The organism is Lishizhenia sp. (assembly GCF_057456495.1).
This window is the reverse complement of record NZ_JBVCPV010000003.1, coordinates 1-14,685: the sequence shown is the minus strand read 5'-3', so window position 1 is coordinate 14,685 and position 14,685 is coordinate 1. Positions and strand designations below refer to the sequence as shown.

Sequence of the window (14,685 nt, the reverse complement as noted above, 5' to 3'; positions counted from 1 at the left end):
GTAAAATAGCCATGTGTATTAATGTAAACTTTTGACCGGTAGCTTTTATTGATTGAAATGTATGGACAAAAAAAATCCCAACTGAAAAGTTGGGATTATAATTTTATCGTGTTAATTCTAGTTCTTAGAATTTAAAGCTTCTAAATCTTCTTCAGATTCAACATCTGTTTCATCCTCATCATTATCTGGATCTGTAATGTTGTCGTCTTCATCATCTGCTGCACCTGGAGTAACAACATCATCTGAAGCACCTCGTGTAGTCATCGTAACTTCACTAGGTCTATCGTTAGGAACAATAACCTCTTTCTGACATGCCGTAGCAGCCATAAGTAAAAGCGCGAGTATGAATATATACTTTTTCATTTATTCAGTTCTTTGATAAGAATACTAAATCCAAATATACAATGTTAATCCCGAACAGACAAATTATTGTTTTCTATTCTTATCCAAACGCTAGTTCCTTTGATTGAACCGTCGTTTTCATTGATTTGCTGTGGCCCGGTTAATTCAATATTTCTATCTGTCAGCTTTTTAAGTATTTCTATACGCTTAGATGTGATCTCCATACCGTGAGAATTATGATCTCCTTCAAAGCTTACTTTATTTACCTTACTCACGTCAATTCCAACTCCATTGTCAAAAATTTCTACAACAAAACTGTTTTCACGTTTATTAATGTTTACCTGTATGTGTCCCTTGTCGTCATGACGTGGCAGTACACCGTGTATGATACTGTTCTCTACGAAGGGTTGTAATAACATGGCTGGAACATCTATTGATTCTAGATCTATATTTTCTTCTATGTGGATGCTGTAATCAAACTTATTGGTAAAACGCATGCGCTCCAAGTCCATATATAACTTTAAACGCTCCATTTCATCGGCTAACTTTACAAGTCCATTCTTTTCATGTGAACTGTCCAGGTTTTTTCGAATAAGTTTGGCAAAACGAGTTAAGAATCTATTCGCACTTAATTTATCGTTAGCATTTATATAATACTGTATTGAATTTAAAGAGTTAAATATGAAGTGACGATTCATGCTCGCGTTAAGAGACTGTTGTTCTAATCTGGCTAGTTTCGTGCGCGACTCTAACTGTTCTTCATATTGTTTACGAGCAATCTTCTTTTTAATACGCACATTGTTAGCGTATAAGATGCCCAATACGATTAGTATCAATAATAGAATGATACTGGTGATGAACCATGTTGTAAAATAGTAAGGACGCAATATGGTAAAGCGGAAAGATTTTATCTCACTTTCTTGACCATTGATACTCTTGGCTTTAATCAAAAGGGTATAATCTCCAAAGTTTAGGTTGGGAAAAGTAATGGTTGAAGCCTCATCTAAAGGCGTCCATTTTAGAGAGTCTTCAGAAACCAATTGGTAGGAGAACTCAACCCCTTTTGGATTAGAGTAGAAAAGTCCATCTAGCCTTATATTCAATCCGTTTAGTTTGTAGGGCAGCTGTAAGTTAACCGGTAAACCTAAAGGAGTAATAGAGTCACAATATGTACTAATGTCTTTATCGGTTTTTGTCAGTTTAATCTCACTTATTTGTACCAAAGGACTCGCCTTCGTAAATATGGCATCTTCCTTATTAAGGTCTAATTTCATTAAACCACTTGCTGTTCCAAACCAGAGCTGTTCTTTACTATCAATATATACAGCATTGATGTTGGCTTCAAGGTCAATCAGTCCTTCATTTATACCGTAATGTTTGATGCTGTGGGTGTGAATGTTGTAGCGGTAAAGTCCGTTATTCGTTCCTACGTAAATGTAGTGTTTATAGGTTTCAACAAAGAAAGTGAAACTCGCTCCTTTGTTATTGTCGAGTTCTATTTCAACCAAAGAGTCTCCTTGAACAAGGAATAGACCCTGTTCGGCTCCCAGCCATAGGTTGTTGTCAGCATCCTTTCGAATGGAGGTAAATGAATAATCTTCTTGGTGAATGATTTCTTTGGCTTGTGAACCTTGCACTCTATACAGACTCTTTTTTCCTAACACATAAATGTCATCGTTTATTTGCGCAAAGCCTTTTACATTAAGGTTTTTTTGAATCAGAGATGAGTCTATGTAAACACTGTCTGCAACAATTCTAGAGAAACCGTCTTTTCCTCCTGCTAATACGGTATTGCTATCCGAAAGTAAAAACAGGGCAGTTATTTTAGCACTCGGTAGTTTATTTTTTCCTTTATACCTTTTCCAAAAATCTTCAGATTTATCGTGCCAATAGATTCCTTTATTGGTCCCGAAAAATATGTCGCCATTTTCTCGTTCTACCGAAGACCATACAAATCCATCCACAATATGAAGGAAGGCTGTGTTTGTGTCGTTGATCCAATGCGTAAGTTCTGCGTCAAAAGTTGAGAAAAAATACTCGCCAGATTGAGTTTCTAATATGGAGAGCACTAGGTCAGAGGATAGGCGTTCGTCTTTTTTGAAATAGGTGAATGCTTCTCCAGAAAAGCGCAATAATCCTTTTCCACTACTTCCCAACCAGAGGTTGTCTTCTCTGTCAATAAATACGGCGTTAATGTCGGGGGTTTCTAATCCGTTTTTGTCTGTAAGTCTTAAAGATTTATTTGTAGCTAAATTGATTTGGGTAACACCTGACAGGGCATAACACCAGAGTTTGTTGTTTTTATAAAGTACTCCTCTAAACTTTGTGTTTGAAACGTAGAGACTTTTGAGTTGAGATGATTTGTATTGATAAATATGTCCGTTGTAAGCTGATAAATACAAAGTTTGTTTACTCTTTGATATACCAGTGAAAGATATTTTAGTGTCGTAAACAAGTGTGTCCAAAACTCCGTTTTCTTGTACAGAGAAAAGTCCTTTTCTTGCTGCTAAATACAATTGATTTTCAAATACGGTTAGGTCTCGTATGTATTGTGGACTTTGTTTTATGCGTTCAAATTGATTGTCAACCAGTTTGTACAAGCCTCCTCCGTTAGTTGCAATGAATATTTCATTTTTGAATTTTTGAATAGCCGTTACTTTTGTGGTTTTGGCCGCATCCGGTAGTGCTATATGAATAAAGCTTCTGTTGTCTCCTATACTCACTCCTCCTTCGTGTCCAACATAAAGACGGTTATCAATGAACTCAATAAAAGAGTTTCTATTATTGAATAGTCCATTCTCCGTATTGAAAGTCTCAAACTTAGTTCCGTTAAACTTGGCTAAACCACCAAAAGTGGCCACCCATAAATAACCGTTGTTATCTTGGGTGATGTCAAAAACTTGAGATTGCGGTAGTCCTTCTGAAGCGCTATACTTTATATAACTGTAATTCTGAGCAGAAGCACTTACTAAAAAGCCTAAAAGAAAGAAGAGAAAGCAAAGGTGTTTCATTAATGTTTTCCTTTCAATAGTTTGAGGAAAGCAGATACTCTATTTCTGGCTACCGGTAAATGTTTTCCATCTTTTAATACTGCAGTATGTCCGTCTTCATTGAGATATTCTACAAGTTCATTTAAGTTAATGATGTAGGATTTGTGTACACGGTAAAATTTATCAGGATTTAATATCTCTTCGTAAATTTTTAAAGTTCGCGTGTCTAAATACCTTTTCCCATTGGTGAAATATATTGTGGTACAATTTCCACTTGCCTCTAAGTAAGAGATGGTATCGTCTTCAACTATTTTTAGTCCTTTGGTATGACTAATTGCAATTCGGTTATTGAATTGACTTGAATGGATTTGATGCGATAAGTTTTTAATCGTATCGTAATAGGTGTCCATTCCATCAGGAGTTGATTTGTACAACTTACTAGAATCAATGATCTTTTCAACGGCAGCTTTTAAATCATCAATATCTATGGGTTTTAACAGATAGTGAATTGCATTGGCTTGGAAAGCGCGAATGGCAAAATCTTTAAAGGCGGTTACAAAAACAACTAAAAAATCTCTGTTTTCAATTTCTTCTAACAGTTCAAAACCTTCAGAACCACTTGGCATTCTTATGTCTAAGAAGAGTACATCTGGTTTAAGTTCTTCAATTTTTTCTTTGGCTTCTTTTTTATTGGCAGCTTCTCCTAAAACTTCTATTTCTGGACAAAATTCCTCGAGTAACATTACGAGGTTTTTCCTAGCCATTTCTTCGTCGTCTACAATTAAAGCTTTAAGTTTTGTCATAGTTTGATTTTATGTAATAAAGATAATTTTTTTTCCTAGAAAGGCTCATTTTCACCACTAATACTAAGGATTTACCGTTTAAATGAAAATCTTCACTTTTGAATCAATCAACTCCGCTACTAACAAGTTTGGCAGAAATTAAACCGTGCTTATTCCTTAATTTGCATAGTGTTAGCAATTTTTAGCTACACCATTAAACGCTGTTAAAACTTAAAATTATGATTACAACATTACATGTAGACCCTATTCGAATTTGGATATTTAATGACAACGGGAATTAATCTTCCCGTTTTTTTATGTCTTTAAATACAAGCTCTAAACTTTCCAAAAGTTCATCAGGTGTTTCTATAAATGGCATATGAGCAGTGTCAGGAATACTTAAATAAGTTCCACCAACTTCAGAGCACCAATCTTGTAAAGCACGATGTTGCACTAAAACATCATCTTCCCCATCTATACAATAGATTTTAGTCTTTTTCGCCTCCTCTATTAGGGTAGTGGCATAATTTTCTCTTGCACGCATGGCTAAAGTTGTATGCTGAATGGCTTCTGTTGGAAGTTTTTCAGCATCATCAATCAAGCTGCGAATTTCAATATCGTGATTCGACGGATACATAAACAAACCTGGAATGGCTTGTTGTAAAAAGCTGCGTTTTTTTGTTTTCAGCAGTTCTACCAAGCGCAACCTATTTTCCTTTCTAAACGGTGTGTCTTCAAAAGGATGTGAGTTTAACAGACAAATAGAACTTGGAGGAGTAAGGCTTTTTAAAAGCTCTAATCCTATATAGCCTCCTAAACTATGTCCAACAACTGCATAGTTCGTAAACCCTAAACTTTGTATTAAATCGGCAACAGGTTGTGCAATAGATTGCATTTCATCTTTTAAGGGATGATTAGCTGAATTACCATGACCCGGTAGATCTATGCTTATAAATTGGAAACCTTCGAAACTCTGTCTGATTTCCTTCCACATGGTTTCGTCTTCTAAGAAACCATGCAACAAAAGAACAGGATAACCGTTGCCAGTTATCCTGTAGTATAAACCTTTATGTGTTAACATAATTAGTCGTTCATTATAGATTCAATTTCTTCAATCTCAATAGGAATGTCTCCCATTAAGTTCAATGGTGCTTGACCTTCTCTCACTACTAAATCATCTTCTAAACGAATTCCAATGTTTTCGTTAGGGATGTAGATTCCTGGCTCACAAGTAAAGACCATATTTTCTTGGATAGGTTCAGTCCATAAACCTAAATCGTGTGTATCTAAACCAATGAAGTGAGAAGTACCGTGCATAAAGTATTTCTTGTATGCTGGCCAATCTGGGTTTTCATTTTTAACGTCAGTTTGGTCTAATAAACCTAAACCGAGTAATTCTGAAGTCATTAACTTACCTACTTCTTGATGGTATTCTCCAAGCATAGTTCCAGGAACTAATAATTGCTCTGATGCTTTCTTTACACGCAAAACAGCGTTGTAAACATCTTTTTGTCTATCTGTAAATCTTCCGTTTACTGGGAAAGTACGTGTAAGATCAGAACAATAGTTGGCGTATTCTGCACCAAAGTCCATCAAAATTAAATCACCGTCTTTACACTCTTTGTTGTTTTCAATGTAGTGTAAAACACAGGCGCTTTTTCCAGAGGCAATAATTGGTGTGTAAGCAAAACCTTTCGAACGATTTCTTAAGAATTCGTGCATGATTTCAGCTTCCAATTCGTACTCCATAACACCTGGCTTCAATGCTTTTAAAACTCTGTGAACACCTGCTTTAGTGATGTCACAAGCCTTTTGCATAAGGTCTAATTCTATAGGGTGTTTAACACTTCTAATTTTGTGCATGATAGGAGCACTCTTTCTCACTTGGTGAGCTGGGAATTGAGCGACCACATTTTTGTTGAATCGTTTTTCGTGCGTCTCAACTTCTGTTTTTGCTCTTGCGTGTTCGTTTGTATTTAAGTAAATAGTGTCTGCTTCCGCCATCATTTGCTTAAAGATGGTTTCAAATTCATGACGCCAGTAAACTGTCTTGATTCCTGAAGTTTCAAAAGCAGCTTCCTTTGTTAATTTCTCACCTTCCCAAACAGCAATGTGCTCATTTGTTTCAGTTAAGAATAATACTTCTCTAAATTTTTCAGTCTTTGCGTTAGGGAAAATTACAAGAATACTGTCTTCTTGATCAACTCCTGATAAGTGGAAAATATCTCCCGATTGCTTAAATGGTAATGTGCTGTCTGCTCCAGTAGGGAAAACATCGTTAGAAGTGAATGCTGCTAATGCATTTCCTTCCATATGTTGTGTAAATCTTTTTCTATTCGAAATGAAAAGTTCTTTGTCAATTCTATCGTACTTCATTGTTGTGTTTTTAAGAATGCTCGAAGATAATAATTTGTGGGAGAATTTAAGTCCGTAAATACGTTACGACCTACTCCTGCATATTTGTATCATAAACTTAAAAACGGCACAAAATGAGAGCAGTATTTCAACATGTAAAAGTAAACTACATTTTAATTGAAGATGGAGATAAAGAAGCAACAGTAGACGCTATCATCTTGCAAAATGGGGAAGAGGTGGAAACAAAGTTCTTTATGAATCTTTCAGATTTGAATGTAATGTTTAACAAATTTCAAACGCTAGGAGTAGAGATTTCTTTGAGTGAAAACTTCCAAGCCTACGAAACGGATAATGGCTTTTTGTACACACTTGACATGAAAAAATACGGTTGGGAAGACGTTTGTGTGGAAGAGTTAAGTTTTGATCACAGCATTAAACAAATACGCGCATAATGAAAATAATTACAAAAGTAGAAGATTTAAGTAGATCGGAGATGATCTATATCTATCACCATATAAGTGTGGGGAAAAGTTTAGACTTGCTTGAAGTAGAGAATAATCCATCAAAATTTATTGTGATGTACAAGGGCTTTAATTTGGGATATATTTTATTGCCTTCGAGTTTGAACTTGATGGAACAGCAACTTAAAAAGTTGAAAGCAAAAGTGAGTCATTTTACCAAGAAAAAATTTATGCCCATCCAAGGCTTAGACATAGAATTGAGCTGTAATGAAGCTTGAGTGAATGGTTTTGTAGCAAGTTAAGCAACCTTTCTTATATTTATCCGTACTTTTATTGAGACTATAATTATAGAAACTAAGAAAAATGAAATACGCATCACTCATTCTATCACTAACTGCATTATTGGTGGTTACCTCTTGTGCAAAACCAGAAATTATTCCTGCGCCAGATAATAAAATAGAGTACAGAGCACACTTCAAGGCTTTGGTTAATGGCGCTGAAGTAGAATTTACAGAGCACGTAGAAGATTACTTTTGTGAGACAGAAAAATTAGTAGATACTATTCCAGGTATTCCGAATAGTGACAGTTCTTTCTGTGTTTACTACTCGCAAATTAAATCAGAAGATCAAAGCATTAAACAAAGTGTAGGTATAGGATTAGGATGGTTAGAGTTCAATCCAACAATTACTTCAACGCCAGCTTTAAATCAATTCAATGAGTTTTTTGAGGAGAGTCCAACCTACGATTTTGTAACACTTGCTCAAGAAGGAGTTCAGGTTGTTTATATAGATGAAACTGGAAAAGTATGGACTTCCGAAGATGGAGGTGCTGGTGAGACTTTTGAAATCGTTGAAATGGAACAAGTTTCGGATGAAACAGGAGATTATTTAATCTTTACGGCAAACTTTTCTTGCCAATTGTATTTCTACGATGCGAACGGAAATCAGACAAGTATAACGATTCAAGACGCGGTTTATGACGGGGTCTTCAAACGTTAAGATTTAGATAAGTTTATATTAAAAACGACTGTTTCTTTCGAATCAGTCGTTTTTTTTTTAAATTACATTGAAATTGGACGTATGAGCAGGCAACTAAAAATAGCAATCATAGGTGATTTTAACTTTACGTTTAATTCACATCACGCCACGAACATGGCTATTGAGCATTCTGAACGCTTGCTAGAATTAGAGGTGAGTTATTACTGGATACGAATCAAAGAAGCTTCTGAAATGAAAAAGAATGCTTTTTATGATTACGATGGAATTTGGTTTGCACCTGGAGATAGTGAATCCATATTTTACGTTACGAATATCTTGCACACCGTAGTTCAACTAGAAATCCCTGTATTGATTACCGGAGAAGCCTTCAAACCCTTCATAGATTTACTCATTGCTAACTACAATTTAAATCCAAATAAGGAGAAGTTGATTTCAGAAAATCTAGTGGATGGAAATAGATTTGAACCCATTGAAGTGTACCCGGTTTCTCCTCAACTTCAAAAATTATATGCTGCCCATACCCGACAAGAATTAAGTTCATCGCGTTATAGTCTTTACCCTAGCCTTATTAATTATCTCAAGGATGAAGTAATAGATATTGAGGCGCTCAATCAATTTGAAGAACCTGAAATCATCTCTTTGAAAAATCACAATTTTTGTGTCGCTTCCATGTTTTGTCCGCAAATCTGTAGCACACGCGAAATGCCCCATCCACTAATCACCGCTTTTTTCAATATCTCCCATCAACTCAATCAAAAAGTTCAGCCAAAAATCGGCTAATTAGCATCCTTTAATCTTTGGATTTTACCGTTGGTAGAAAATATGCATGCCAAGGAAACTTTTTTTGTGTAAAAAGTTTCTAGTGTAATTTATGTGTGTACATTTGCACCATGGAAGAGAAGAAATTAGAATTGATTGATCAGATTTCTAAGGTTTTCATGCATTACGGAATAAAAAGTGTTACCATGGATGATTTAGCCAATAAGCTAGGTGTGTCTAAGAAAACGCTCTATGTTTACTTTAAAGATAAAAAGGATATGGTGCGTCAAATGGTGATTGCAAAAACACAAAAAGACGCCGAGTTTTGTTTGACCGCCAAAGAAGAATCTGAAAATGCAATTGCAGCCTTCCTTACCATTACCTCTTACGTATTAAAGAAAATTAGAGAAGTACACCCTTCTGTGTTTTTCGATATGCAAAAGTATCACAACGATGCTTGGCAAATATTGGAAGAACACAGGATTGTTTTCATTCATCAATTATTGAAAGAAAATATGGTAAGAGGAATGAAAGAAGGAGTTTACAGGGATGACCTCAATCTTGAGATTATGCCTCGTTTGTTTATCGGTAGGTTTGATAGAGCATTTGACCCGAAAGCATTTCCTCCCACTGAATTCAGTTTTGAGGAAGTCTTTAATGAGATGCTGATTTTCCACTTACGTGGTTTAGCAAACGAAAAAGGATTGAAATATTTACAAGAACAGTTAAAAAAAGAAGTAAATGATTAAACGAGTAACAGGTGTTGCCCTATTGTTTATCACGAGTTTCTTACAGGCTCAAGAAGAAAAAACGAGTTTTAGTCTGTACGAAGCACAGAGCTATGCATTAGAGCACACAGAAGCAATTAAAAATGCTCAATTAGACATTGAAGCAGCCAACCAAAAAGTGGTTGAAACAAGGGCTATCGGATTACCTCAAGTGAATATGCAGGGTGGCTTTCAGAATTTTTTGAGCTTACCTGTTCAGGTAGTAGATGGAGCTTTTATCGGTCAACCTGGTACAACGGTTTCCTTCAGAGCAGGAACAGAATACAATCTTTCGGGAGGACTATCTGTTAGTCAATTAATTTTTGACGGAAGTTACATTGTAGGGCTGCAAGTGAGTAGGTTGTATAAAGAGTTTTCTGTTGCCGCAGCTGAGGTATCTGAAGAAGAAGTTTTGTACAATGTTACTAATGCTTATCAAATGGCCTTGATTGCGCAGAAGAATAAAGCGTTTGTAGATTCTCTTGTAGAGGCTACGCAGACCTTGTTTGATCAACAAAAGAACTACTACGATTTGGGATTGATGCAAAAAGAAGACCTGGATCAGTTAGAGTTCTCTTTGTTAAATGCGAAAACGAGTCAGGAAAGTGCAAACAATCAATTGAAAACGTCTATGGAATTGTTAAAGATGACCATGGCTTTTCCTTTTGATCAGGCGATAAGTCTAACAGATGATTTGAGTGTATTGTTGAATCAAAGTTTTGCACTATCGGCAACAGAGGGTAACATAGAAGATAACTTAAACCTACAAATGTTGGAGCGCCAGAAAACATTGAATGAATACAATGTTAGAAATATGAAGGCTGCTAACTTACCAAGATTAGGAGCTTCTTTTAACCAGCAGTATAATGCCTACAGAAATGAATTTAACTTCTTTGATAGCGATAAACAATATTTCGGACAAACTGTATGGGGAATACAATTAACCATACCCATTTTCTCAAGTGGTTCGCGTTCAGCTAAAACGAAGCAAGCGATTGTTGAGGTGAAAAAGGCAGAGAATCAAATCGACCAATTGAAGCGTCAACTCGAATTTCAAGAGATGAAGCTCCGCAATGATTTCAACAATGCTAAAAACATGTTGATGTTGCAGGAGAAAAATGTTCAGTTAGCAAAAGCAATCTATGAAAACGCTTTGGCGAAAAAAGATATAGGTGAAGGGAATAGTATCATCGTTTCTCAAAAATATAGTCAACTTATTAATGCGCAAACACAATACGTTTCCGCATTAGTGAATGTGTTGAATGCGCGTTTAGAGATAGATAAACTTTACCACAAATTAGTTAAATAAGAAATTTACATAAGTAAGATAAAGAAATGAAAAAGTTCAATTTTTTAGTAGTAGCTGTATTAGGAGTAGCGGTTGCTGCTTGTAATTCTCCTATGGGATCTTTAGAAAAACTAAAGGAAGAAAAGGCGGAATTAAAAGAAAAAATCAAAGAACTAGATACGAAAATTGCCGCTTTAGACACGGTGAAGGATTATGTATATCCTTTGGTGGAGTTTGGTGTGGCGCATACTGGTAAGTATGTGCACCAAATTTCTGTGCAAGGTGCTGTTGAAACAGATAAAGACGCCTTGATCAATGCCGAAACAGGAGGGGTGATCCAAAAGATTTTAGTAAGAGAAGGACAAAAGGTTTCTAAAGGTCAAACCCTAGTAACGCTTGATGCTGAGATTTTAAGTAGTTCCATCAACGAAGTAAAAACATCCTTGTCTTTTGCAGAATACATGTTGGATAAGCAAAAGCAATTGATGGAGAGAGGAGTAGGAAGTGAGTTTGAATTGAAACAAGCCGAAAATCAGGTAAACAGTCTTCGTTCTAAATTAGAAACTTTAAGCGCACAGCGTAAGCAAGCGAGTGTAACAGCTCCTTTTAGTGGTGTGGTAGATAGAATTTTCCCAAAAGAAGGGGAAATTGCAGGACCACAATCACCATTGGTACGCCTGGTAAATAATGATGAAGTACGTATTACAGCAGATATTTCTGAAGGTCACTTAACGGCAGTAAATCTTGGTACGCCTATCGAAGTGTACGTTCCTACATTGAAAGATACTTTCGATATGGAGGTAACGGCAAAAGCAAATTACATTGAGCCTACCAACAGAACGTTTAGAATTCAATCTTCATTGAAAAACAATGAACAGTTGTTGCCGAACATGGTAGCAGAATTGCACATTACAGATATGATATTGGATTCAGCTATGGTAGTTCCAGCTCAAGCCATTCAGAAAACTCAACAAAATGAGTCTTTCTTGTTTGTTGCTCAAGACAATGGTGACGGTACTTACAGTGTGAATAGAGTGTATTTAGAGGTAATCAGTTCTTTCCGTGGTCAATGTGCTGTAAATATCCTATCTGGAGGATTAAAAGATGGTGATATAGTAGTTGCGAAAGGAGCAAGAGGTATTACAGAAAAAGACTTGGTAAAAGAAAAGATATAGGAAAATGGACGATAAAAAATTTAAAGTTTTTGGATTGTCTTCTTGGGCGGTAAACAACCGTAAAACTGTTTTCTTAATTATGATGATTATCATCATTGGGGGAATGGGTGCATATACTTCTATGCCGAAAGAAAACTTTCCAGAATTACAGATCCCTGAGATTTATGTAGGAATTGCCAAGCCAGGTTCTTCTCCAGCATACATGTCAGAGAAAATAGCAGAAGCTATTGAAAAAGAAGTGGCCAGCATTAAGTATTTGGATGAAATCAATTCGAATTCTATTCATGGTTACACTACTTTGAGTATCAAGTTCGATTTTAAAATGGAAGCGGCAGATGCACTTACTAAAGTGAAAGATGCCATCGATAAAGCGAGGTCTAAGACAGATTTCCCAGATCTTCCGGTAGAACCCAATGTGTTTGAATTGGACCCGGCTCAAATGCCGATTATGAACATCAACTTACGTGGAGATAACCCGGTGTTGTTGAAAGAAACAGCTGAAATTCTGGAAGACATGATTGAAGATCTACCAGAAATAAACGAAGTTGATATTCGTGGAGTGCAAGAGCAAGAAATGCGTATAGAAGTGGATCGTTTGAAAGCTGAAGCTGTAAACGTTACTTTGGATGACATTGAAAGAGCAGTATCTTCTGAACACCAAATAATTTCAGGTGGTGAAATTTTAATGGATGGATGGAGAAAAACCTTACGTATTGATGGTGAGTTTGATAATGCGCAGCAATTGGCTAATATTATCGTAAAACAGGATGAGTTGATGCCTGTTTACTTGAAAGATGTAGCCGAGGTTTATTTTGGAAATGCAGATACTACTTCTTACGCCAGAGAATTTGGTGTACCGGTGGTAATGTTGGATGTGAAAAAGCAAGCAGGTGAAAACCTATTGGAAGCATCCGAAAAAATTGAAAAAATCTTGGCTGACTGTAAAGCCGATAAAACAATTTCTCCAAGTATCGCAGTTTCTATAGCAAACGACCAGTCTGATAAGACAAGAGATATGGTTTCTAACCTAGAGAACTCTATCATCTTCGGTATTTTATTAGTGGTTATTGTATTGTTGTTCTTCCTTGGAGGTAGAAATGCTATGTTCGTAGGGGTGGCAATTCCTCTCTCTATGTTCATGTCTTTCCTCATCCTTTCTGCAATGGGAGTTACCTTAAATGTGATGGTGCTTTTCTCTCTAGTACTTGCACTAGGAATGTTGGTAGATAATGGTATTGTGGTTGTAGAGAACGTTTACCGTTTCATAGACGAAGAAAAAATGGACCCTTTCAAAGCCGCTATTTATGGTGTCGGTGAGGTTGCTTGGCCTATTATTGCTTCAACTGCAACAACCTTGGCAGCTTTTATTCCTTTGGCAATTTGGCCAGGAATGATGGGAGAGTTTATGAAATATCTACCCATTACCTTAATGATTGTTTTAGGTTCGTCTCTTTTCGTTGCCTTGGTAATTAACCCTGTGTTAACAGCCTTATATATGAAGGTTGAAGAAGACAAGCCGAATACTAAGAAATCATTGGTAACAGCTTCTATATTTATTGTTTTAGGACTGCTATCCATCTTTGGAGGAGCTGTGGCTTTTGGTAACATTTTAGCCTTGGTGGGTATTACTATTTTAGTAAACATGTTTGTCTTTGTACCGGGAACAAAAACTTTCCAGAACAAATTCTTGCCAAAATTAGAACGCATGTACAAGCGTTTTCTAGAGTTTGCTTTGAGAGGAAGAAACCCTGTTTTCTTTATTGTCGGTACAATATTGATGTTGGTTATTTCTATAGCTCTTGTGGGTGCCTTTCAACCTAAAGTTGTGTTTTTCCCAGAAAACCAACCGAACATGGTGCATGTTTATGTGAGTCACCCTATTGGAACAGATATTAAGGTAACGAACAAAACTGTTGTTGAAGTTGAAAAGCGTGTAAACGAGTTGTTACAGCCTTATTATGCTGATACAGCAGGGAAGCCAAAAGATGCTCAGCTTATTCAATCTGTAATTACGCAGGTAGGTGAGGGAGCTACGGACCCTAATGATATGTCTAGTATGGGATCTACTCCTCACAAAGGAAAAGTAACGGTGAGTTTTGCTGAATTCCAATACAGAGATACGATAGAAACTTCTAAGATTTTAAAGGAAATCCAAGAGGGAATGAAGGGGCAGTTTACTGCAGAGATAGAAGTAAGTGTAGATAAAAACAAAGACGGACCACCGTTACCTCCTGCAATTAATATGGAAGTAACCGGAAAAGGTAATTACAAGGATGTAATTATTGCCGCTACTGAGATTAAAAATTTCTTGGATCGTAAAGCGGTTCCTGGAGTAGATAAATTAAAGTTGAATGTGGATGCTACACGTCCTGAGATTCCGATTGTTGTAGATAGAGATAAAGTAAGAAAATTAAATTCTTCAACTACAGCTGTAGGTATGGCAATTCGTAAAGCCTTGTTAGGGCAAGATATCTCAACCTATACGAAAGATGAAGAGACTTATGATATCGTAGTAAGGTTTAAAAAGGAAGACAGAGATAATCTTGATGCTTTATTGGACCAGAAATTGATTTTTAGAAATAATAAAGGTCAGATTTTACGTATTCCCATTCGAAGTGTTATCGAAGATCCAAAAGAGAACATTTCATATACCGCGGTGGTAAGAAAAGATCAAGTGCCTATGGTAGTTGTGTCGTCTAATACCGCTGAAGGTTATAATGGAAATGAAGTTGTAGAGGAGTTGAAGAATGCCATGAATGAATACGTG

Annotated in this window: 13 protein-coding genes; 8 read left to right on the top strand and 5 right to left on the bottom strand. The window is 36.3% G+C overall.

Features of this window, described 5'->3' with window-relative positions:
- Nucleotides 1–117: 117 nt before the first annotated feature.
- The 5 genes from AC22ZQ_RS00515 to AC22ZQ_RS00495 all read right to left on the bottom strand — a co-directional run bounded on the left by AC22ZQ_RS00515 (nt 118) and on the right by AC22ZQ_RS00495 (nt 6,490).
- Complete coding sequence (locus tag AC22ZQ_RS00515) at nt 118–363, bottom strand: hypothetical protein (RefSeq protein ID WP_318956616.1); 246 nt, start codon at nt 361–363, stop codon at nt 118–120.
- Nucleotides 364–407: 44 nt separating this feature from the next.
- Nucleotides 408–3,353, bottom strand: a complete 2,946-nt coding sequence (locus AC22ZQ_RS00510) for a sensor histidine kinase (protein ID WP_318956615.1) — start codon at nt 3,351–3,353, stop codon at nt 408–410.
- Nucleotides 3,353–4,135 carry a LytR/AlgR family response regulator transcription factor gene (locus AC22ZQ_RS00505; RefSeq protein WP_318956614.1) on the bottom strand — a complete coding sequence of 261 codons (783 nt, stop codon included), beginning with the start codon at nt 4,133–4,135 and terminating at the stop codon, nt 3,353–3,355. Before AC22ZQ_RS00505 ends, AC22ZQ_RS00510 begins: the two co-directional genes overlap by 1 nt.
- Before the next feature lie 277 nt (nt 4,136–4,412).
- Nucleotides 4,413–5,195, bottom strand: a complete 783-nt coding sequence (locus AC22ZQ_RS00500; RefSeq protein WP_318956613.1) for an alpha/beta fold hydrolase — start codon at nt 5,193–5,195, stop codon at nt 4,413–4,415.
- Nucleotides 5,196–5,197: 2 nt separating this feature from the next.
- Entirely contained in the window at nt 5,198–6,490 is a 1,293-nt protein-coding gene (locus tag AC22ZQ_RS00495; RefSeq protein ID WP_318956612.1) for an aminopeptidase P family protein, read from the bottom strand.
- 113 nt (nt 6,491–6,603) lie between these two features.
- Here AC22ZQ_RS00495 and AC22ZQ_RS00490 point away from each other — a divergent pair, with 113 nt between their 5' ends.
- The 8 genes from AC22ZQ_RS00490 to AC22ZQ_RS00455 all read left to right on the top strand — a co-directional run.
- Complete coding sequence (locus AC22ZQ_RS00490) at nt 6,604–6,921, top strand: hypothetical protein (RefSeq protein WP_318956611.1); 318 nt, start codon at nt 6,604–6,606, stop codon at nt 6,919–6,921.
- Nucleotides 6,921–7,208, top strand: coding sequence for a hypothetical protein (locus AC22ZQ_RS00485; protein ID WP_318956610.1), 288 nt, complete (start codon nt 6,921–6,923; stop codon nt 7,206–7,208). Before AC22ZQ_RS00490 ends, AC22ZQ_RS00485 begins: the two co-directional genes overlap by 1 nt.
- Nucleotides 7,209–7,293: 85 nt before the next feature.
- The gene (locus tag AC22ZQ_RS00480) at nt 7,294–7,929 is read left to right on the top strand and encodes a hypothetical protein (protein ID WP_318956609.1); all 636 of its coding nucleotides are present in this window, start codon (nt 7,294–7,296) and stop codon (nt 7,927–7,929) included.
- Nucleotides 7,930–8,010: 81 nt separating this feature from the next.
- The gene (locus AC22ZQ_RS00475; RefSeq protein WP_318956608.1) at nt 8,011–8,709 is read left to right on the top strand and encodes a CTP synthase; all 699 of its coding nucleotides are present in this window, start codon (nt 8,011–8,013) and stop codon (nt 8,707–8,709) included.
- Nucleotides 8,710–8,819: 110 nt separating this feature from the next.
- Nucleotides 8,820–9,437, top strand: coding sequence for a TetR/AcrR family transcriptional regulator (locus tag AC22ZQ_RS00470; RefSeq protein WP_318956607.1), 618 nt, complete (start codon nt 8,820–8,822; stop codon nt 9,435–9,437).
- On the top strand, nt 9,430–10,764 hold the full coding sequence (locus AC22ZQ_RS00465) for a TolC family protein (RefSeq protein WP_318956606.1): 1,335 nt from the start codon (nt 9,430–9,432) through the stop codon (nt 10,762–10,764). Before AC22ZQ_RS00470 ends, AC22ZQ_RS00465 begins: the two co-directional genes overlap by 8 nt.
- A gap of 26 nt (nt 10,765–10,790) precedes the next feature.
- On the top strand, nt 10,791–11,918 hold the full coding sequence (locus AC22ZQ_RS00460) for an efflux RND transporter periplasmic adaptor subunit (RefSeq protein ID WP_318956605.1): 1,128 nt from the start codon (nt 10,791–10,793) through the stop codon (nt 11,916–11,918).
- 4 nt (nt 11,919–11,922) lie between these two features.
- Nucleotides 11,923–14,685: efflux RND transporter permease subunit (locus AC22ZQ_RS00455; RefSeq protein ID WP_318956604.1), on the top strand; the 2,763-nt coding region annotated here is incomplete at its 3' end.